The sequence below is a fragment of the Ectopseudomonas composti genome (assembly GCF_001567565.1).
GTDB classification, from domain to species: domain Bacteria; phylum Pseudomonadota; class Gammaproteobacteria; order Pseudomonadales; family Pseudomonadaceae; genus Aquipseudomonas; species Aquipseudomonas composti_A.
On record NZ_LSSW01000021.1, the window covers coordinates 229,912 to 251,289 of the forward strand.

Annotated in this window: 17 protein-coding genes; 6 read left to right on the forward strand and 11 right to left on the reverse strand. The window is 65.0% G+C overall.

Going from position 1 to position 21,378, the window contains the following annotated elements; genetic code table 11:
* Positions 1-8 precede the first annotated feature (8 nt).
* Genes PCLY_RS08335 through tagH form a run of 11 tightly spaced genes read right to left on the reverse strand, consistent with a single transcriptional unit; the run spans position 9 to position 16,234 of the window.
* Complete coding sequence (locus PCLY_RS08335) at positions 9-1,814, reverse strand: formylglycine-generating enzyme family protein (RefSeq protein WP_156458574.1); 1,806 nt, start codon at positions 1,812-1,814, stop codon at positions 9-11.
* A complete protein-coding gene (locus PCLY_RS08340) occupies positions 1,807-3,003 on the reverse strand; it encodes an FtsX-like permease family protein (RefSeq protein WP_061238821.1) in 1,197 nt (398 codons plus the stop codon). Before PCLY_RS08340 ends, PCLY_RS08335 begins: the two co-directional genes overlap by 8 nt.
* Positions 3,003-3,722, reverse strand: coding sequence for an ABC transporter ATP-binding protein (locus tag PCLY_RS08345; protein WP_061238822.1), 720 nt, complete (start codon positions 3,720-3,722; stop codon positions 3,003-3,005). The genes PCLY_RS08340 and PCLY_RS08345 overlap by 1 nt, the downstream gene beginning before the upstream one ends.
* The gene (locus tag PCLY_RS08350) at positions 3,719-6,736 is read right to left on the reverse strand and encodes a serine/threonine-protein kinase (protein WP_061238823.1); all 3,018 of its coding nucleotides are present in this window, start codon (positions 6,734-6,736) and stop codon (positions 3,719-3,721) included. Before PCLY_RS08350 ends, PCLY_RS08345 begins: the two co-directional genes overlap by 4 nt.
* Positions 6,727-7,464, reverse strand: a complete 738-nt coding sequence (locus PCLY_RS08355; protein WP_061238824.1) for a PP2C family protein-serine/threonine phosphatase — start codon at positions 7,462-7,464, stop codon at positions 6,727-6,729. The genes PCLY_RS08350 and PCLY_RS08355 overlap by 10 nt, the downstream gene beginning before the upstream one ends.
* Complete coding sequence (gene tagF / locus PCLY_RS08360; RefSeq protein ID WP_061238825.1) at positions 7,461-8,114, reverse strand: type VI secretion system-associated protein TagF; 654 nt, start codon at positions 8,112-8,114, stop codon at positions 7,461-7,463. Before tagF ends, PCLY_RS08355 begins: the two co-directional genes overlap by 4 nt.
* A complete protein-coding gene (gene tssM, locus PCLY_RS08365) occupies positions 8,111-11,611 on the reverse strand; it encodes a type VI secretion system membrane subunit TssM (protein ID WP_061238826.1) in 3,501 nt (1,166 codons plus the stop codon). The genes tagF and tssM overlap by 4 nt, the downstream gene beginning before the upstream one ends.
* Positions 11,608-12,942, reverse strand: a complete 1,335-nt coding sequence (locus tag PCLY_RS08370) for a DotU family type VI secretion system protein (RefSeq protein ID WP_061238827.1) — start codon at positions 12,940-12,942, stop codon at positions 11,608-11,610. Before PCLY_RS08370 ends, tssM begins: the two co-directional genes overlap by 4 nt.
* Positions 12,943-12,945: 3 nt before the next feature.
* Positions 12,946-14,280 (reverse strand): type VI secretion system baseplate subunit TssK, encoded by a 1,335-nt coding sequence (tssK, locus tag PCLY_RS08375; protein ID WP_061238828.1) that lies wholly within the window; start codon positions 14,278-14,280, stop codon positions 12,946-12,948.
* An 11-nt stretch (positions 14,281-14,291) separates the two neighbouring features.
* Entirely contained in the window at positions 14,292-14,816 is a 525-nt protein-coding gene (tssJ, locus tag PCLY_RS08380) for a type VI secretion system lipoprotein TssJ (protein WP_061238829.1), read from the reverse strand.
* Between the two features lie 14 nt (positions 14,817-14,830).
* Entirely contained in the window at positions 14,831-16,234 is a 1,404-nt protein-coding gene (tagH, locus tag PCLY_RS08385) for a type VI secretion system-associated FHA domain protein TagH (RefSeq protein ID WP_061238830.1), read from the reverse strand.
* Positions 16,235-16,613: 379 nt separating this feature from the next.
* Here tagH and tssA point away from each other — a divergent pair, with 379 nt between their 5' ends.
* From tssA to PCLY_RS08415, 6 genes are all read left to right on the forward strand, one after another.
* Complete coding sequence (gene tssA, locus PCLY_RS08390; protein WP_061238831.1) at positions 16,614-17,633, forward strand: type VI secretion system protein TssA; 1,020 nt, start codon at positions 16,614-16,616, stop codon at positions 17,631-17,633.
* A 91-nt stretch (positions 17,634-17,724) separates the two neighbouring features.
* Positions 17,725-18,240, forward strand: a complete 516-nt coding sequence (gene tssB, locus PCLY_RS08395; RefSeq protein ID WP_061238832.1) for a type VI secretion system contractile sheath small subunit — start codon at positions 17,725-17,727, stop codon at positions 18,238-18,240.
* 14 nt (positions 18,241-18,254) lie between these two features.
* Entirely contained in the window at positions 18,255-19,748 is a 1,494-nt protein-coding gene (tssC, locus tag PCLY_RS08400; protein ID WP_061238998.1) for a type VI secretion system contractile sheath large subunit, read from the forward strand.
* A gap of 153 nt (positions 19,749-19,901) precedes the next feature.
* Positions 19,902-20,390 (forward strand): Hcp family type VI secretion system effector, encoded by a 489-nt coding sequence (locus PCLY_RS08405; RefSeq protein WP_061238833.1) that lies wholly within the window; start codon positions 19,902-19,904, stop codon positions 20,388-20,390.
* A 95-nt stretch (positions 20,391-20,485) separates the two neighbouring features.
* The gene (locus tag PCLY_RS08410; RefSeq protein WP_061238834.1) at positions 20,486-20,941 is read left to right on the forward strand and encodes a type VI secretion system amidase effector protein Tae4; all 456 of its coding nucleotides are present in this window, start codon (positions 20,486-20,488) and stop codon (positions 20,939-20,941) included.
* Positions 20,941-21,378, forward strand: coding sequence for a hypothetical protein (locus tag PCLY_RS08415; protein WP_061238835.1), 438 nt, complete (start codon positions 20,941-20,943; stop codon positions 21,376-21,378). The genes PCLY_RS08410 and PCLY_RS08415 overlap by 1 nt, the downstream gene beginning before the upstream one ends.

Sequence of the window (21,378 nt, forward strand, 5' to 3'; positions counted from 1 at the left end):
GAAGAGGTTCATGGTCGCTGGACCGCCCGCGTTTCCAGTAACTGTTTGAGGATCTCGGCCGAATCGGCGCGTTGCTGGCGGCGATACTGGGCGACATGGCTGACGAACAGGGTGGCGCGACTGACCAGGCTGTTACCGATCACTGGCTTGCGCGCAAGCTCCTCCTTGATGCGCTGAAACTGCACCTCGATGACGTCGTTGGTGTAGCGGGTGCCGCTGGCCATGTTGTCGATATAAATGGCTACGGCCCCGTTCAGCGCACTGGTGCCGTTGCGGATGGCGGCACCGAAGATCTGTGCTGAGGCCGTGTCGTTCTTCTGCTGGGCCTCACGCTGGCTCTGACGCAGGTTGGTCAGGCGGATGTTGTAGTTGTTGATGGTTTCAGCCACTAGCGCGGCCGACTGGATCAGGTTGCCGGCCGCCTCCTCGCGCTGGCGTGCAATCAACGAGACGTTGCGTTTGAGCTCTTCGTTGACCAGGCCAAGCTCGGCCTGCAGGCGCGGGTCGGTGGCGTTGGCGATGATGCTGTCGAGGCGTTGGGTCGGATCATCGGCCGCGGCGATGTCATCGGTCAGACCGGCCAGGCGCCCCTGTTTCTGCCATTGGCTGAAAAGCTCGTCATAACGCGAGCGGGGCGCTGACAGTGCGCCGATGGCGACGCGAAAACCGGTGGTCTCATTACGTTGTTCGCTGCCATCGGCGCCGAACAGCGGATACTCGCGGCGCATGCCGGTAAACAACGTGCCCTCGCCTTCCAGGTAATTGCCGCCCTTGACCACGAAGCCGCCATAGGTGCCCTGGCGGCGCCCGGCACTGACCAGCTGGAAGGACTCCTGCACCATCTCGGCGGCGTTGCCGATCACGTCGAACAGGCCCAGCGGATTGCTCTGCTTGGTGCCGATTGGCATCAAGCGAGGTGCCTGACCGGTGCCACCTGCCACCTGGTTGAAGACCGCCCATTTGCCCAGCGGACCGTCATCGTCGCTACCTTCGACCGGGCGCGGGAAGAGTCGTGCTTCCAGTTGCTGGCGGCTGACTTCCGAGCCGCCGCGGGCAGCGAACTCCCACTCCACCTCGGTCGGCAGGCGGACGAAGGCGGTGCCGCCCTCCTCTGCCTTCTTGCCGCGTCCACTGACAGGCAGCAGCTCCCGGTGATTGGCCAGCAACCAGGCGCTATAGACCGCTGCGAAGCGCTCGGCTTCGAAACGCGACAGCTTCACCTGTGGCAGGCGTCCACTCATGTCGGTGGCCGGTGCGCAAGCGGGGGCAGGCTCGCCGCTGGCCAGCGACTGAGCCTGGGCCATGACCTGGGCGTACTGGTGAGCGGTGACTTCGTACTTGCCGATGAAATACATCATCGGTTTCAGCGGGCTGCCAACGTCGATCTTGGGTAGGCGAGCAGCGATCTGCTTCTGCCACTCTGGTGCCAGGTCCTGCAGGCTGAACTGTCCGTTGATGAAGTCGCGGCGGTAGCCGGAAATGAACGACTGCTTGTAGCCGGCTTCGCCTTCGCTGAACGGATAGCCGAGGCTGACTTCCCGGTCGTCCAGGCTACCCTGGGTGAGGACGTAGACATGACGAAAGACCATCTCGCCGCCGCAGGGCAATGGCAGGCTGACGTCGCCGGGCAACGGCTTGGGGTTGTCCAGTTTCGCCAGTTGCTCCGGGTCCAGCGTGCGAGAAGGCTGGGCCTGGGACTGAGCGGGTGCGGCGGCGTTGTTTGCCGCAGGCGGCTCGTCGTCGCCTGGCGAGCAGGCTGCCAGCGCGAGTGTGGCGAGTATCAGGGCGGAAGCAGCGAAACGACTGTCAGACATCGCGAATTCCTTGTGAGGGGTCGATCCTGGCCGCGCGCCGCCCGCCCAGCGCAGCGGCAAAGGCACTGGCCAGCAGAACGGCGCCAAGGGCGACCAGGTAATGTTCGGGCAGCAGACGACTGGCGTAGTCGCCCGGCACCTGCACGAAGAGGTGGTTGATGCCGCCCTCTGCCAGGCGGTACAGCAGGGCTGACAAGACGCTGGCGAAGAGGCCGCTGTACAGCGCCTGGAGGATCACGAACAGCAGCAGGGCACCACTGCCGAAGCCCAGCAGGCGCAGTACGGCCAGCTCGCGCTGCTTACGCTCGACGGCTGCCAGCGCTCCGGCGCCGGTGGCCGCCAGCGCACCGCCTAGGGCCAGGGCGGTGATCAGCCAGAACAGCAGGTCGAGGTTGCGGCTCAGCGCTTGTACCTGAGCGATTTGCGCCGCCTGGGTAACGACTTGCACCTGTTGCGCGGCGAAGTACTGGCGCAGCGGCTCGACGTCTTCCAGCGTGCGTGCATAAAGACGAAAACCCGGGTAGATCCGCGGTGCCTGGCTGGCCGCCGCGCCTGGCCAGCCCAGTGCGGCGACCCCAAGGCCGTCGCGGTAATCCTCGACGGCTTCCAGCAGCGCTGCCTGGGCGAACAGCGCGTCACGCTCGAACGCCGCCAATGGCAGCACCGCCAGCACCTGCACGGAGGTCTGCTGCCACTGCAGAATGCCGCCTTGCTGGCGAGCGAAGCGTGCTTGAATCTGGCTGCCGGCAGCGACCCCAAGCTTCTCCGCGGCCGTATGGCTGAGTACCACTTGCTGCAGTGTCTGGGGTACCAGCAGGCCTTGCAGCAGCGGGTCGCCGGCCGCGGTCGGCAGCATCTCCACGCTGACCGTGGTGCCCGCTGGCGCCTGCAGCTCGCTGGTAGCCGCGATCTGCCGGGTGCGGGCGATGGCGAAGGCAACCTCTTCACGCTGTTGCAGTGCGTCGATGAATTCTGCCTGCAGACGAGTGCCGCCCAGCGGGATGATTTCGCGCACGGCGGGATCACGTTGCAGGCGTTCGGTGAGGCTGCCGACCAGGCCGTACTTGAGGCCAAACAGCACCAGCAACGGCGCGATCACCGCCACCAGCGCCAGTACGCTGCACGCCGACAGACGCGCCTCGCGGCGGTAGTCCTGCCAGGCCAGGCCGGCGATCAGCAGCGGGCGCATCAGGCAGCCCGTTCCAGGTGAGCGCTGACGCCGCCGTCAGCGTCACGCTGGCAGCTCATGCGCAGGATGCTCAGGCCGGCATGCTGCGCCAGTGCCTCGTCATGAGTCGCGACGATGCAGGTCGCACCGGTCGCCTCGGCCTGGTTCAGCAGCAACTGCATGACCCGCTCGGCATTGAGTGGGTCCAGTGCTGCCGTTGGCTCGTCAGCCAGCAGCAGGCGTGGCCCGTGAGCCAGCGCTCGCGCACAACTGACGCGCTGTCGCTGGCCGATCGACAACTGCGCCGGATACTTGTCCAGCTGCTCCTGCACGTCCAGGGCCTGTGCCAGCCGCAGCACCTGGCCGTTGTCCGGCATCCCCAGGAGCTGTCGAGGCAAGGCGATGTTGCTGCGTACATCGAGAAAACCGAGCAAACCGCCGGTCTGTAGCACGTACCCCAGGTGCTGGCTGCGTAGCTGCGCCAACTGGCTCTGCCGGCCCTGTCGCCACAGCCCGGCGATGTCGGTTGCGGTGCTGGCCGGCTGCAGGTCGAAGGTCTCTGCGGTATCCGGTGCCAGCACCAGGGCCAACAGGTCGAGCAGCGTGCTCTTGCCGCAGCCACTGGGGCCGACCAGCGCGACTCGCGCACCAGGCTCCAGCAGCAGGTGCTCGATGGCCAGGCTGTAGCGCTGAGCGCCCTGACCACGCTGCTTGAGGACCTGCTGCAGATGAATCTTCATGGCAGTGTCGACAGCGGTACACGGTACAGGGCGTCGCCAGGCTCGGCGTTACCGAAGCGCACCCAGTTGGCCATGTCGTTATGGAAGGTTTCGTAGAGGCGAATCTTCGATTCCAGCTCGTCGATGAAGTCTTCCTGCTCAGCCACCGACAGCGACAGCCAGAGGTCCTGGGTCATGCTCAGCGCCTTGCTGCGATACGGCAGTCCGTCGAGGTATTCGCCGAGTACGCCGCTCTGCGCCAGGTTGGCGCCCTGGCGTAACGCAGCGGGGTCGCGACTCATGTAGGCGCTGGCGCTGGCGATCTCGCTGAAGAAATCCGCCGGTGAGGTCTTGGTCTTGCGCGCGGCGTCGACGATCAGCTTGAGCGACTGCTGCAGGTCGTTGAGCTGCAGCTTGGTCAGCATCACGCACACCTGCAGCGTCGGCAGGCTCGGGTTGCTCAGGTCGCGGTCGGCAGTCCAGGCACTGACCAGCTGCGGCGCCTGGCTGGCGCTGCGGCGGCCGAGAAAATCCATGTGCATGGCGTAACCGATGGCCTGCGATTTGGCCGCCAGGCTGCCGCCATCGGCGAGCTGCGGCGGCACGGGCGCTTGCTGGGCGCGGACCTGTGCGGCCAGTTCGGCGAAGGTCGAGCCGATCTCGCGCACGCGCTCGCCGAACGCTTCGACATCGCCGCCCGGTACCGAGACGTAGAGGTCGCCGATCTGCGGGTTGCTGTCGGCGGTCAGCACCCGATACTGCTGTTCGGCCGAGGCATGGTTGGCTTTGCCGGCCGGGGTGCGCAGGTGCAGGGCGAAGATCTTGATCTGCTTGCTCAGCGCGGCCTGGCGTACCTCGGCCTCGTTCATCAGGGTGCTGCTGAAGGGGTCGTTCTTGCGCAGCGCGCCGGCATCGCTGACCAGCAGGATCAGGCGCCCGCCATAACCCGACCAGTCCATGCCCTCGACCGCCTGCATGACGCCGGCGAAGGCGTCCTCTTTGAACGAGTGGCTGGAGACCGTGGTTGCCTGCACCTGTTCGGCGGCGCGCAGGAAACGCCGTGGATCACTGCCCTCCTGCAGGCTGACCAGGGTCTTGCTCAGGTACTTCAGGCCCGGTGTGCGCGCGGTGCTGTTGCGATACCCGACCAGGCCGAAGCTGACGTTATCCAGCTCGCCGCGGGCCTGCAGCTGGCTCTGCAGCTCGCTGACCACCTGGCGCACACGGTCGATGTAGGGCTGCATGGATACCGAGGTGTCGACCACCAGCACGATGCCGGTGCGAAATCCTGCGTCATGGGCGGTGGCGGGCGGCTGTTGTTCGGAGCTGCGGGCAGCGCTGCCGGGGTCGATCGAGGCGATGTTGAGCAGTTGCACCGGCTGGCCTTCTGCGTCGAAGGCCTCGCGGAAGTCGAAGATCGGCATCAGGTAGAACTGGTCCTGCGGTACCGCGCTGGCGGTGGGTTCCAGCGCCACCACCTGCGGCACCTGCTCGGGCTCGTTCTGCGCCTGCAGCAGCAGTTCGCGAGCCTGGCTGGTGCGGTCGATCAGCTGTTCCACGTCGCCGGCCCGCTGCATGAACATTACCGGTGCCCGCCCGGAGCGTTCGGTGAACTTCAGCACCAGGCTCTGTTTCCAGTCGCTGGCCTGCTCGGCGGCGATCCAGCCCTGCACCCGGCCATCGCTGGCTGCGCCGACCTGCAACCAGGCCTGCCCGTCCTGGTTGCGCCGGGCATACACGTAGAGCACCGAAAAGGCCGGCAATGCCGTGCCAGTGCTGTCACCCGGAGCACTGAGCAGTTGCGCCCCGGGCTTGAGCAATACGCGCTGGTAGAGCGTCTGCTTACCGGGCATGAGCAGCGGATGTTCGCCCGCCTCGCCCGTATCGGCGGCTGGAATGGTGTCTGGGGAAATCTGCGCGCCGCTTTGCGGTGTACTGACCGAGGCCTGCAGCGCGGCAGACTGGCTGAGCCACCAGTAGGCGCCGCCGCCCAGACCCAGCGCGGCAGCGACGGCAACCGCCAGCAGCGCCATACGTGGTTTGCTGTTGCTGGTGGCCGGTCGCGCCGCTGCGTTACCGCTAGTGGCTGCCGGGGAAGGCGTCAAGGTCGGCGCGGGGGCCGGTGTGCTGCGTGGAATGTCGATGGATACCGGTTGCAGATCCCCCAGTTCGCTGGCCGATGGCGCGCCCAGCGTGGCCTGCTGAGTGACCACAGGACGGATCAGGGTGGCCTCCGGGTCCGGCGCGGGCTGGGCATCGAGCGCCGCCAGCAGCTCTGCGGCGTTGCTGAAGCGTTCATCGGGGTTCTTCGCCAGCAGGCGTTGCAACAGCGTCTGATAGCGACTGTGCTGTATCGGTAACTCCGGCAGCGGCTGGGTCAGATGGGCCAGCGCCGTGGACAGTGCGTCAGTGCCCATGTAAGGCAGCTCGCCGACCAGTATTTCGTAGAGCACCACGCCCAGCGCATAGAGGTCCGCGCGGCCATCGATATCCAGGCCGCGCGCCTGCTCGGGGCTCATGTAGTTGGGTGTGCCGACGGCGAAGCCCACCTGGGTGAACTGGGTACGGTCGTCGAGTGACTTGGCGATGCCGAAGTCCGACAGCACGGCGGTGCCGTCGGCGCGGAAGAGGATATTGGCCGGTTTCACGTCGCGATGGATCAGCCCCTGGCTATGGGCATAACCCAGCGCCGAGGCGATCTGGCGGATGTACTGCAGGCCCTGTTCGGGGCTCAGGCCGGCGGCGATGCGCTCACGCAGGGTACCGTTGGGCAGGTACTCCATGGCCATGTAGTAGTGTTCGCCGACGTTGCCGATGTCGTGCACGGTGACGATGTGCGGATGGGCCAGACGCGCCAGGGTCTTGCCCTCGCGTAGGAAGCGTTCGCAGAACGAGGCATCGGCGGCCAGCGCCGGAGCCATGATCTTCAACGCCACCTTGCGCTCGAGGGAGCGCTGCAGCGCCAGGTAGACGGTGGCCATGGCGCCTTCGCCAATCACACCGTCGATGTCGAAACCGGGAATGTTCAGGTCCATGAGGCGGTCTCGGTTGCCTTGATGACGATGGCGGTGATGTTGTCGGGAGCGCCGCGGGTCAGGCCCAGGTGGACCAGGCTGCGCACCACCTGATAGGGATCGGCGTGCGTCAGCACCTCGCGGATCTCGTGATCTTCGGCCGTGCGCGTAAGGCCGTCGCTGCACAGCAGCCAGGTGTCTCCGGGGAGGATGTCGAACAGGCTGCTGGAAAGCTCCAGCTGGTCTTGCACACCCACTGCGCGGGTGACGATGTTGGCGCGTGGGTGCTGGCGGGCCTCGGCCTCGCTGAGCAGGCCACTGTCCTGCAGGTCCTGCACATAGCTGTGGTCCCGCGAAACTGCCTGCAGCTCGCCGCCCCTCAGGCGATACAGGCGGCTGTCGCCGGCCCACAGGCACAGGCCCTGGTCGCCTCGGCTGGCCATCAGTACCACGGTGCTACCCATCATGGTCACGCCGCGCAGATGGGTTTGCTCGCGTACGGCCGAATTGACCTGGCTAAGGGTGAGCCGCAGCACATGCTCGTAGTCACACAGGCTGTCGCTCGCCTTGATGTTGCGCAGGCTGTCGACGATCAGGCTGCTGACGTAATCACCGGCGGCATGCCCGCCCATGCCATCGGCCACTACCCACAGGCCCGCCTCCGGACGCTCCAGATAGGCGTCTTCGTTGATCTGGCGAACCAGGCCAACGTGGCTGTAGGCCGCAGACTGATAATGCAGTGCAGTCATTGCGCGATGACCTCCGAGCCCAGCAGATAGGCCGCGAAGGACTCGGTCGGTGGCAACCCCTGGCAACGTCTCAACCCCGCAGCGATACGTTGCGAGCCGCGTCCCCACCACAGGCTGGCACCGCTGCAGGCCTGGGCGGCGAGCGCAGCCAGGCGCCCAGGCGCATCGATCACCGGCCAATGCTGCAGGCCATGCGCCTCGTCGTACGTGGGCAGTGCGGTGTCCGGCAGGGGTTCCAGGCTTTGTACCGCGGCTTCGAACGCCTCGAACTGGGCACCCTCTTCCAGGGTGCTCAGCAGCAGATCCTCGATCCGCTCGAACCAGGCTTCGCTGGCCTGCAAGGCCTTGAGCGGTTGACCGCCGGGAATACGGCAGGCGACCGTCAGCGGAAAGTAGCGGCCGACGCGGTCGATGCTCGGCATCAGCACCCCGGCCATGGCTTCGTTGCCGCAGACGCCGGGAGCCAGCGCGAAGCGCCACAGCGGGCTGGTCAGATAGGCATCCAGCCAACCTTCGCCGAGCTGGTGCTGGCTGGTCTGCAGACCAGCCGACAGCCAGGTGTCCCAGCTGTGCTGGAAGTCCTTCGTCAGGTTGCGTTCGATGAAGTCGCCGCGACTGGCGACCTTGCCGTAAAAACCCATCATCGTCATAGCCGCTCCGGCAGGGTGAAGCCGGCCACTGCGCGACTCTTGAAAGGATTGAAGGCACTGCTGGCACGCAGTTCGTAGGCGACGCTGGAGCGATCCAGACGTACCCGCAGGTTGAAGCGATCCGGCGAGGCACCACCGATCAATTCGGACTGATCGAGCAGGCGGAACCAGGCCCACGGGCCCTCCAGCGTCAGCGCCGAGCGACCGCCTTCGACCGGTGGTGACACCGTCAGGCGTACGACGCCGATGCTGTTGGGGTTCGGCCATTGCACCGCAACGGGCCGGCTCGGGCCGTGGTCGAAGCCGATCAACTGGCCATCGAGATCGAGCTGCGACTGGCTGATGGTGGCGTTCATGCTCACCGGCTTGAGCTCGAAGCGCACGCTGGGCTGCAGGCCGCCGCTGCGGAAGAATTCGTCGCGAATCAGCGCCGCTCGCTGGAAGGTCTGCAGCACGCCGGCGGATATGCCCAGCTTCTGCGCCGCGCCAGGCTGCCAGCGCCAGTTGCGTGCCGAGGTGTCGACATAGGGCTGCAGGTACTTGCGGAAGTAGCTGTCCATCACCCCGCCGACGCCGAAGAACTGGCCGAAATCGTCCAGCGTGGAATCGCGCTGGCTGCCCGGTACCATCGGATAGCGGCCGCTCAGCGACTGCCGCCAGACGTTGACGACGTCGCTTTGCCAGGCCGCGTTGAGCTGATTGCGCACCCCGCCCATCATGCTGTTGGTGCTGGCGGCGACGACCGAAGCGACCAGCCCCTGAACCAGCTGCGGTTGCCGCGCGGCGGTCAGATTGACCCTCGCGGCGGCGGCGCTGGCCTGATTCTTCGCCTCGCCGAGCAGCGCCTCGCCGCTGGCGCCGACCATGCTGCTGAGCTGCACGTAGAATTCGTTGAGATCCGCCAGCAGTCCATCGATGGCCATCGGTGCCGACGGATCCTGGCTGACCAGGCTGTTGAGTTCGGCGAAGTGCGAGCTGACCGGGTCGATCTGCGTAACCGCGGCCACGGCGGTGCCTGCCGGCGTCTGGCCGAGCAACGAGCCGAGTTTTTGCTTGAGCTGCTCGACGCCCTCGTCGGTCGCCTTGGTCGCGTCTGCGGAGTCAGGTGCCTGCTGCAGGTCGGTTTCCCGCGCTACGGCGATCAGCAGTTGCTTGAGCGGTGAGGAAGGCCCCGAGAGGATCCGCAGCACGTCGGCGGCCTGAGCCACGCTGGTGATTGGCACGAAGTCGAGGTCGGTCAGCAGCGCGTCCCACTGTTGCACGTAGTCACGCAGGTACAGCTGGCGAACATCTGCGGCCAGGCTCACGGCGTCCTGGGTACTGTCGAGCTGACGGCCCAGTACCCATTGTTCCTCCGCCACGACGCTGGCCTGGCCGACGCTGGCGCGCAGGAAGGCTTCGCGGTAGCCGCGACGGGTGAACAAGCCGCTCAGCGGATCGCTCAGTGCCTTGCCGCTCTTGCGCGTGAACACCAGTGCGGCGTCGCGTCCGGCTGCCTCGCTGAGGCGGAAGTCACTGACCCCGTCCGGCAGCTTCTGGCGCTTGACCCGGTCGTACACGCGCTGTGCCAGCGGCAGGCGCTGCAACTGCATGCGCAGCTCGTCGATCAGGCGCTGATCCAGGCGGGCATCCGGCGGACGGCGTGCGAACAGCGCCTGCAGGTGCCCATCGAGAGCCTGGCGCTGCTCGTCCTGCAGGTCGCGCGGCAGGCTCTGATCCCAGTCCAGGCTGACCCAGGCCTTGATGAACTCGGCGTCGTACTGCTCGCCACCGCCGAACATCAGGTAGGCCTTGAGCCCTTCGTAGAGGTAGTCGGAGCCTCCGCCACTGCGCAGCTGCTCCTCGATTCGGCTGACCAGGCGCGGGGCGAAGGTGGCCACCAGCAGACGGCGATAGACGCTGGCGGCCTGCTCTTCGAGCATGTCGCCCTGATACAGACCGAAGCCTTCGGCCCAGTCCGGCGCATCGCCAGCCAGGTTGCGCACGGCGGTGAGTAGCGGCAACACCGCCAGCACGTCGCGTTGCGCCGGGCTGAGGCTGCGTACCTGCTGCTCCAGCGGCGCGATGCGCGCACCGACCTGAGCAATGTAGTCGCGGTTGGCGTTGTAGCTCAGTAGCCACAGCGTGCTCACCACCAATACCAGAGCCACGCTGGCTGCCAGCGAACCGATGGCAATCCAGCGACGGCGACGCTCGACCTTCTGGTCGACACCGACCAGGCCGCGCTCGGCGAATGCCACGCGGCTGAACAGGTGCTGCAGAAAATAGCTGCGGCCACTGCCGCTCTGTCGCGCCAGGTGCTGGCGGTCGAGGTTCATGCTCTGCGCCATGGCGCCGATCAGACGGTCGATCGGGCTACCTTCCTGAGTGCCGCTGGTGAAGTACACACCGCGCAGCAAGGTGCGCTCCGAGTAGGCGTTGGGCTTGAACACACCGTTGAGAAATTCGCCGAGCAGGCCCTTGATCGCCGCGAACTGCTGCGGGAAGCCGTAGATCAGGTCGCGTCGGGCCGGGTCGCGCTCGCGCTGCAGGCGCTCGACCAGGCGCTGGTTGAGACGCTGTTCGAGGGCGACGAACTCGTTATCGAACTGTTCCAGCGGGCCGCCAACGCTCTTGCCGTCGTCCAAGGCGAAGGTAAAGCCCCAGACCTGGGCACGCTCCTCGCGGCTGAGGTCGTCGAAGAACTCCATGAAGCCCGGCACCAGGTCGCACTTGGTGAGCATGACGTAGACCGGGAAGCGCACGCCGAGCTGGCTATACAGCTCCTGCACCCGTGAGCGGATCGCCGCCACGTGCGCGGCGCGCTCACTGTCACTGCTCTGCAACAGGTCGGACAGGCTGATGGCGATGAAGGCACCGTCGATGGGGCGGCTCGCGCGCTGGGTCTTGAGCAGATCGAGAAAGCCGAGCCAGGCGGCCTTGTCCACCTGGGCATGGCTGTCCTGGGTGGTGTAGCGCCCGGCGGTATCGAGCAACACCGCCTCGTCGGTGAACCACCAATCGCAATTGCGTGTGCCGCCCACACCTCGAATGGCGCCGGCACCCAGCTGCGCCGCGAGCGGGAAGTTCAGCCCGGAGTTGACCAGTGCGGTGGTCTTGCCGGAACCCGGCGGGCCGATGATCACGTACCAAGGCAGCTGGTACAGGTTGCGCCGCTCATCGCCACCCAGGCGCGCTTTCTTCAGCAGCGCCAGGGCTTCGTCCATGCGCTGGCGCAGGGTCGCCAGCTCCTCGGCGGTGGCCACGCTGGCGGCGTCCGGCGGCGTTTGCGCGGCCAGGCTGTCGAGCACCTTGCGCTCCTGCTGGCGCTCGCGCAGCGCACAGAACAGACGCCAGCCCAGCCACAGGGCGAACAGTACGATGATCAGTGTCCAACGCGTCCAGGCTGGCTGTAGCGCGCTGAGCAGTGGGCCGATGAACCAGATGATCAGGCTCAGGGCAATCAGCCCGAGTACAGGGATGACCCAGCGGGTGATGAATCCGAACAGCGCCTTCACTCCACACCCTCCGCCAGTACGGTGATTTCTACCCGGCGATTCTTCGCCCGTCCTTCGGCCGTGGCATTGGACGCCAGCGGTTCGGTGTCGCTCAGGCCTTCGGCGCTGAAGCGCTGGGCCTGGCCAGTGCGCGCCGCGAGAATCTGCAGCACCTCCTCGGCACGTGCGCGAGAAAGCGCCCAGTTGGAGGGGAAACGCAATGTCGCAATCGGCTGGTTGTCGCTGTGCCCGGTGATGCGCACCTGGCCCTTGACCTTGGCGACCGCCTCGGCGATGCGCAGCAGCAATGGCTGGAAGTCGTCGCGGATGCTGGCGCTGCCGGAGCTGAATAGCTCATCGCCACGGATGGTCACCACCGAGCGATCGACGCCATCCTCGACCGCCACGCGGTTGGCGCGAATGTCGTCGGCGAGGAAGGTGGCCAGGCGCGGGCGTTCGATTACTCGCGGTTTGACCACAGCCGGCTCGATGCTCTGCACCGGCACCTCGCCCAGGGCGTGAATCTGTCGGAACACCGGCTCGGCGTCGGACGTCAGTTTCATCCGCAGCACCAACAGCAACACCAGTAGCAGTGCCAGCGCCACGGCCAGCCCTACCCAGGGCGGCAGCAGTCGCGACAGTCGGTCCGGTGCCACGCTGACGCCGCGCCAGTGGGGTGACAGCTCGTGCTCGCGCTCGCCGCGAACGCTGCGCAGGGTCGCCGCAGTGCGCTCGCGCAGCGCCTCCAGCTGGCTGCGCCCATCGTGCATGACCCGATAGCGGCCCTCGAAGCCGAGGCTGGTGCACAGGTACAACAGTTCGAGCAGGTCGAGCCGTTCGCGTGGGCTTTGCAGGCAGTGTTCGAGCAGCTGGAACACCTTCTCGCCACCCCATGCCTCGTTGTGCACGGTGATCAGCAGGCTTTGCTTGCCCCATTCGCTGGTGCTGCCCCAGGGGGTGCTCAGCACCGCCTCATCGAGAGCGGTGCACAGCGCGTAGCGTGCCAGCAGCACTTCGTTGCGCGGCACGCCGGCGGCCTCGGCACGTTGCTCGAACTGGCGCAGGTAGCCCAACAGCTGCGCACGCAGGCTGGCTGGCGCGGGATGGGCGAGGGTGCTGCGCAGCCGTGTCAGCATGCTCAGCAATGGCCCAGCAGCCTGCTCCAGTGGGTTCATGCCGCGGGCCTGGCCCGTCGGCAGTGGTGCGGCCGGCATTTGCAGGGGCGGTGCGGCCGGCGCTTCGCTGGCTGGCTGCGGTCCACGGCCACCCGGGCGTGGCATGAATTGCGTGCGATCGTTGTTCGGCTGTTGTGGCGCCGGTGGCTTGTTCAGCCAGTCGTCTTGATCCGTCATGGATTAACCCCGTATCGCCCAGAAGGCCAGGTTCAGGCCGGGGTACTCACCCGCCACGTGGAAAGCGAAGCCACCGGATTGCGCCAGTTGCTTCCAGTGTTCGCTGCCACGGTCGAGTTCGTAGTAGGTCGAACCGGCGTGGAACGGAATCTGTCTCGGCGCCACCGGTAGCGGCAGCAGGTTGATGCCCGGCAACTGCAGGTTGACCAGGTCACGAATGTGCTCGACCGAGCCGATCTTGCTCTGTTGGCCGAAGCGTCCGCGCAGGGTTTCGGCGGGCATGTCGGCGCGTACCACCAGGATGAAACTGGCGTTGTCCAGCAGGCTGCGGTCGGCCAGCATGGCCACGTGCACGCCGTAGGCCTTCTCGACGATGGGAATCGGCACGGCCTTGCTGTCGATCAGCATCGACAGGGCTTCGCGCAGCGCCTGCATCACCGGGGTGAAACTGGTCTGCAGGTCATCGTGCAGATACGGCGCAAACTCCGACGGGCGCCGTCCGGCGCTGGAGAAGGTGGCGAATTCTCCGGCCAGAGCCAGCAATTCGCTGTACAGACGCTCGGGATGCAAGGGCTGTAGTTGGGCCAGGTGAGCGAACAGCGGTTGGGCACGGTTGACCAGCTGCAGCAGCATGAAATCGGCGATCTCCGAGGCGCCGCCGGCGCTGGAGGCCACGACGCGTCCGGCCAGGGCTTCGCCGCGCTGATGCAGCAACCCCAGTAGCTCGCCACGAAACGCGGCCAGTGGCGCACTGGCCGTCACATCGAGCAGCGGCGGGATGTACTGCTCATCCAGCACCAGTGCACGGTCGGCGCGCTTTTCGCGAACGCGCGCCACGCCCAGGGTGGCATATTCCTGCAGGCCGTCGGCCGCGCTGAGCAGGCGTAGCGCACGTTCACCCACCATCACCGGCACGCGGCTTTCGAAGGCTGCGTTGTCGTCGCGCACTTCGCGCACCTGGCCACGATAGCGGGCGCCGCCCAGTGCTTCACCCGCTTCCACGGTGTCACGCACACCCGCCCGGCGCAGCGGCAGCGCCAGGTAGATCACGCCGTCGCGCAGGTCGTCGGCGATATCCAGCGGTTCTGGCGCCACGTCGTCCTGCGGGATGTTGAACGGCGTACCGTCGGGTAGCAGGCCACGCGCGCTGATGATCGCCAGCTTGCCCTGTGCCAGCAGGCCGACATCGAGTTGCAGGTCGGCGAAGCCCCAGCCGGCCGCAGACAGAGGGCGGCTGCGGGCATCGATCAGTGCCTCCAGATAGCGGTCGTGCTGCTGGAAATGCTGGGTGCCGATGAACATGCCTTCGGACCAGATCACACGGTTGTTCCAGGACATACGGGCTCCTGTTAGCGAGAGTCGAGACGAGACGGCGCGGTGAGTTGAGCCGCGCTGGCGGCGTGGGTCCCGAGGTCGATGCGGTAATGACTGAGGGCGCCCTGCTTCGGCTCCAGCACCAGGCGCCACTGCGCCCGGTCGATTTCGCGGTAGCCGACCAGCAGGCCGAGATGACGGGTAGACGGGGCGAGCTTGCGGGTCAGTTCACGGGTCTGGCCGGGATGCACCAACCACTCATCCTCCGCCACCAGTTCGCCGCCCAGCATTGCCTCGGCGCGTTCGGCGAGGCTGAAGTAATCCGTGCGACTGAAGGTCGCCGCACTGCGCAGTTCCAGCAGCCGCACGCGCACGGGCGCGCTGTATCCGTCAGTGGTGGGGTTGAGCTCATCGTCAGCCCGCAGTTGCAGGACGACCGTGGTCGACCCGTGCGCAGGGCTGGCCTCTTCCATTGCGTCCTTGCTGCAGCCGCTGGTCAGCCCCGTCAGCATAAGGCCCAGCAGAACGGGCCGAAGTGTTCGTTTTCGCACGTTGTTCATCCTTGCCCACGCCCCTAAGGGCGTCGTTGACGGGCGATATGTTGCTCATAGGCCCGGCCGAACTCGCGGCCGAACAGGTCCTGAAAATCGTCTTCGGCTTCGCGCGACAGGGTCGCGTAGAGCTCCACGAATTGCTGCCAGCACTGCGCCTGGCGTGAGCCCGGGAGCAGGCTGGCCAGCCCGCCACCCTTGCCCATGCGCGCTTCCAGTGCCTGCGGCTCGAAGCGCGCGAGCAAGTGGCGGATGGCCGCCTGCACGCCTGCCATGACCGCCAACTGATGGGCGCGTAGATCCTCGAAACCGTCCTGTACGGCCTGGTCGGCCGGCATGAACGCCGAATTGCCGCCCCGCAGCAGCAGAAGCAGGGCCTCCTCGGCATTGGGCGCAAACTTCAGCGGGTTGTTCTGTACTGGCTGGACCATGGTCTGTTGCAGGCGAAACTCGCCCTTGAGGCTGCTGCGCGCGCGCAGCACGTCGATCAGTCCGTCGACCATCAGGCGATAGCTTCGGCCGATGTTTTCCATCTGCGCGGCGGCATGCTGGGTATCCAGCTGCAGGCGCTCCAGCCCTGCGCCACGGAGGAAGGCTTGCAGCAGCGCATCTTCCTGCTGAGCGGTCACTGGCTGACTGGGTGCAGACGCAGGCGTCGGTGCGGGCGTCGGAGGAGGCAGCGATACCGGCTCGGTCGGCTCCGGCGACAGGTCAAAATCCGCGGGTGGCAGTGCAGTCGGTGCTGGTGCAGCGGGCACGAGGCCATCGAGCAGGTCCCAGTCATCCGGGATCAGGCCTGGCTCGACGCTTGGCGTCTGTGGCAGCGGTGGGGCTTTGACGTCCGGAGGACGAAAATCATGCTGCTGCGCCGGGACGTGGTCGGCAACGGGCTTCGGTGCCGATGCGCTAGGGCCGAGAAAGTCGAACAGATCAGGCAGGGTTTCGTGTGGTGCGACGCTCTGCAGATGAGCACTGGCTGAAGCGTCGAAGGGGTTTGGCGACGCGCTGAACGGGTCAGATGGAGCGTCCTGATGGCCTGCCATCAGGGCCTCGAAACTATTGCCAGACGGGGCCGTGGAAAATGGTGCCGAGCCTTCGGCAATGGAACTTTCCAGCGCTACCTGAATTTCATATTCACCGATACGAATAACTTCGCCGTGATTAAGAAGTTCACTGTTGCCACGTTGCATGCGCACACCGGCCTTGACCAGCTCCACACCGTTGGTGCTGCTGTCGGTGATGTAGTAGCGGCCGTCCTTATTTTGTACGAGGCAATGTTTCGATGAAACAAGGCGCGCCGGGTCCGGTAAAACCCAGTCATTATCGGGCGCGCGGCCAATTGCCATCGAGCCATATTCCAGGGTTTTCTCGGGGCATTGACCGGGGGTGATCTTGTGATAGCTGGTGATGGTCAAACGCAGCGCCATGTGGCCTCCCTGCCCGGCTTTCGTGACACCCGCGAAATCGTGAAAGCCTTGATTAATGCGGCTCTCGGGCCGCATCTAGCTTTCGAGAATGGTCCATCAAGCGGGCTGTGGATCGCGAAAACACGCGATCTTACCTTCCATTTCGTGGTTCAAGTATGCACTCAAACGCACAAGTTACCGAAACTTTGGGGTCGTTCACAAAGGTTCTTGGTGCGCGGATTCTACCTTGACTTTATATATTTTTAAGTTGAAGAATGCACGACGTCATCGAGATTGTGTAGTGGCCAGTTGGTATTAATCAGCGACTGGCAAAGTGCTAGCTAGGATGAAGCGACTGCACTTTTGTGACACAGTTCAAATCGATAAGGAGATCGAAAACGTGGAGATTTCGTTGTTGCTCGCCGCTATTTCCGATACTTCGCCCTGTGGTGAAGATCTGGAATACGACAGCGACTTTCTCCAGCTTGAGCGCGATGCGCTGGGGCGCCCCGAGCGCAGCATGGGTGATGCCATTCAGGCCGCCGAGCCGCCCGAATGGCGCCAGCTGGAGCAGGCCTGCCACGTCCTTCTGCAACGCAGCAAGGATCTGCGCATTACTCACTATCTGCTGCAGAGCCGCCTGGCTTTGCGCGGTATCGAAGGTCTGGCTGACAGCCTCGAACTGATCCTCGAGCTACTCTCGCGCTACTGGCCCGAGATTCACCCGCAGCTCGATGCCGACGACGACAATGACCCCACCGTACGCATCAACGTTCTTTCCGGCCTGACCTGTGAAACCAATCTCGGCTTGCTGCGCAATGCCGTGCTGGTGCGTTCGCGGGTGTTCGGCAATATCACCACCCGGGCGGCACTGAGTGCCGCCGGTCTGCACGTGGCCAGCGACGAGAGTCTTAGCATCGAAGAGCTCGGCGGCGCCTTGCAGGATGCTGACAGCGAGTCGCTACAGCTCACTCACCAGGCTCTGAACCGTGCCCTGCAAAGCCTGAGCGCCATCGAGCGTCTGGTCAGCGAGCAGGTCGGTTCCGCTCAGGGCGTGGACCTGTCTGCGCTGCAGCAACCACTCAAACTGGCCTTGCAGGTACTGGGCGACAGCTCTGCCGTGGCAAGCGCAGAGAGCGATCCGATAGACGCGTCAGCCGCTGGCGAGCAGCCCGCGGCGCAGGTGTCGGCGCCTGCCGCAATGCGAGCCAGCGGCGAAATCGCCAACCGCGACGACGTGCTCAGAAGCCTGGAACGAATCCTCACCTATTACGCCCGCCACGAGCCTTCCAGCCCGCTGCCGGTGCTGCTCAACCGGGCTCGCAGCCTGGTCAACGCCGACTTCGCGACCATTGTGCGCAACCTGATACCCGATGGCATGAGCCAGTTCGAAAACCTGCGCGGCCCCGACGAGTACTAGGCCGACCGGCCCAGGTATGCGGGATCACGCTTTACCGTAGACGGCCGGTGGCCGACACGCCGCGTCGCGTCAGGCGACCAGGAGAGAAACCATGGCGAACAGCAGTTCTCAGAAATTCATCGCGCGCAACCGCGCGCCCCGTGTGCAGATCGAATACGACGTCGAGCTCTACGGCGCCGAGAAAAAGGTCCAGCTGCCCTTCGTCATGGGCGTCATGTCCGACCTCGCCGGCAAGCCGGCCGAACCGCTGCCGGCAGTAGCCGATCGCAAGTTCCTGGAAATCGACGTCGACAACTTTGACTCGCGCCTCAAGGCGATGAAGCCGCGTGTGGCCTTCAACGTTCCTAACGAACTGACCGGCGAAGGCAACCTCAGCATCGACATGACCTTCCAGAGCATGGACGACTTCAGCCCGGCCGCCGTGGCGCGCCAGGTAGACGCCCTCAACCAACTGCTGGAGGCCCGCACTCAGCTGGCCAACCTGCTGACCTACATGGACGGCAAGACCGGTGCCGAGGACGTGATCATGAAGGCGATCAAGGACCCGGCATTGCTGCAGGCCCTGGCCAGCGCGCCGAAACCCCAGGACAACGAGCCCCAGGCCTGATTCGGATGACCACCATGAGCGAACAGTTGCAACACGACCAGGCCGCACTGGCCAATACCGAGCAGACCAGCGAATTTGCTTCGCTGCTGATGCAGGAATTCAAACCCAAGACCGAGCGCGCCAAGGAAGCCGTGGAAACGGCCGTGCGTACCCTGGCCGAGCAGGCCCTGGCGCAGACCGATCTGATCTCCAACGATGCGATCAAGTCGATCGAGTCGATCATTGCCGCCATCGACGCCAAGCTCACCGCCCAGGTCAACCAGATCATCCACCACAGCGATTTCCAGCAGGTGGAAAGCGCCTGGCGTGGCCTGCACTACCTGGTCAACAACACAGAAAGCGATGAGCAGCTGAAGATTCGCGTGCTCAACATCTCCAAGCCGGAGCTGCACAAGACCCTGAAGAAGTTCAAGGGCACGGCCTGGGATCAGAGCCCGATCTTCAAGAAGATGTACGAAGAGGAATACGGCCAGTTCGGTGGTGAGCCCTATGGCTGCCTGGTCGGGGACTACTACTTCGACCAGTCGCCGCCCGATGTCGAGCTGCTCGGCGAGCTGTCCAAGGTCTGCGCGGCCATGCATGCGCCGTTCATTGCCGCCGCGTCTCCGACCGTGATGGGCATGGGCTCCTGGCAGGAGCTGTCCAACCCACGCGACCTGACCAAGATCTTCACCACCCCGGAATACGCCGGCTGGCGCTCGTTGCGCGAGTCCGAGGACGCGCGCTACATCGGCCTGACCATGCCGCGTTTCCTGGCCCGTCTGCCGTATGGCGCCAAGACCGATCCGGTGGAGGCCTTCGCCTTCGAAGAAAACACCGACGGCGCCGACAGCAACAAGTACACCTGGGCCAACGCCGCCTACGCCATGGCGGTGAACATCAACCGTTCGTTCAAGCACTACGGCTGGTGCTCGCGCATTCGTGGCGTGGAATCCGGCGGTGAAGTGCCTAACCTGCCGGCGCACACCTTCCCCACCGACGACGGTGGCGTGGACATGAAGTGCCCGACCGAGATCGCCATCTCCGACCGCCGCGAGGCCGAGCTGGCGAAGAACGGTTTCATGCCGCTGCTGCACAAGAAGAACACCGACTTCGCCGCCTTCATCGGTGCGCAATCGTTGCAGAAGCCGGCCGAGTACGACGACCCGGACGCCACCGCCAACGCCAACCTGGCCGCGCGCCTGCCGTACCTGTTCGCCACCTGCCGCTTTGCGCATTACCTCAAGTGCATCGTTCGCGACAAGATCGGCTCGTTCAAGGAACGCGACGAGATGCAGCTGTGGCTGCAGGACTGGATTCTCAAGTACGTCGACGGTGACCCGGCGCACTCCACCGAGACCACCAAGGCACAGCACCCGCTCGCTGCCGCCGAAGTGGTGGTGGAAGAAGTGGAAGGCAACCCGGGTTACTACAACTCGAAGTTCTACCTGCGCCCGCACTACCAGCTCGAAGGGCTGACGGTGTCGCTGCGGCTGGTTTCCAAGCTGCCGTCGGCCAAGGGCGCCTAACCGCCTTGTAACCGTGGGAGCGGCTTCAGCCGCGAATGCGTCTTCGCGGCTTGCGCCGCTCCCGCGGCACATCCAGCGGATGCGCAAGACGAGTGAGATTACCGGGGGCATCCCCACATATACGCAGTGGCCCATGCCACGTCAGGAGAAAACATGGCTGTCGATATCTTCATCAAGATCGGTGACATCAAGGGCGAGTCTCAGGACAAGACCCACAAGGACGAAATCGAAGTGCTCAACTGGAGCTGGGGCATGTCCCAGTCCGGCAACATGCACACCGGCACCGGTGGTGGTGCGGGCAAGGTGAGCATCCAGGATCTGTCGCTGACCAAGTTCGTCGACAAGGCGACCCCCAACCTGATGATGCATTGCTCCAGCGGCAAGCACGTGCCCAAGGTCACCCTGACCGTGCGCAAGGCAGGCGGTGATTCCCAGGTCGAGTACCTGATCATCAACCTCGAGGAGGTGCTGATCTCCTCGCTGAGCACCGGCGGTTCGGGCAACGACGATCGCCTGATCGAGAACATCACCCTGAACTTCGCCAAGGTCACGGTCGACTACCAACCGCAGAAAGCCGACGGCACCAAGGAAGGCGGCCCGATCAAGTACGGCTGGAACATCCGCTCTAACGTCAAGATCTGACGCGCTCCACCTCCGGGCTCCCGCCCGGAGGTGGATATCCTCGACAAGCCGCAGGCGGTTGCCACGCTGAGACCGTTGCGCAAAGAGACCTTGCCATGCCCAAGCCTTCGTTCATCAATCTCTGGAAAGCCTACGAGAACCTGTTGGTCGAACATCCGGACCGCAAGCCCTGCGACGGCAACTGGGCCAACCAGTGCGCCATTCGCCTGAGTCTCGCGCTGAACAACGAGCGTACGCTGCAGATCAACTCCTCGACCTACAGCGAACCACGCTGCGCCCACGGCCATGCCCGGGGGGCCGAATCACTGGCCAACTGGTTATGGAAGAAGCGTCAGCTGGGTGCTCCAAAGATCTACAGCAACAGCGCGGCCGACCGAACCAGCCTGACCGGCAAGACCGGGATCATTTTCTACAAGGATTTCTATTACCAGCCCACAGATCCGGATGGCCGCCCCAGCGGAGACCATATCGACCTGTGGAACCGTGGGCTGACATTGACCGGTGATTATTTCCATCGGGCCAAGGCTGTCTGGTTCTGGGAGCTGAGCTGATGCGCGCCATGCTGCGTAACTCATTGCTGGCGACCATGCTGTTCAGTCTCGGCGCCTGTGCCGAGCAGAGCGCGAATCCCTCTGTCGGCATCACGCAGGCCGAATTCGCGGGCCAGACCGTGCGGCTCAGCGATGTTCAGGGGCGCTGCGCGCTGACGCTGGCGGATGCTGCGCCGCTGGCTCTGGACATGCAGTGGCCCTGCCGCTTCAGTGAAACACCCCAGCAGCAGTTGCGGGTCGAGTACTTCCGCCAGACACCGATCATCATGGTCGAGCGCAGCGAGCCGCAGCCAGCGCCGAGCCGCAGTTGCCTGACCGATCTGCAAGCGTTGCGCCTGCACCATGACCAGTTGGAGGCTGCTCCGGTCAGCCGCATCGCCGCCTGCGGCCCGAGCCAATGGGATCAGAAAGCCTTCGTCGGGATGTTCGATTGGTAA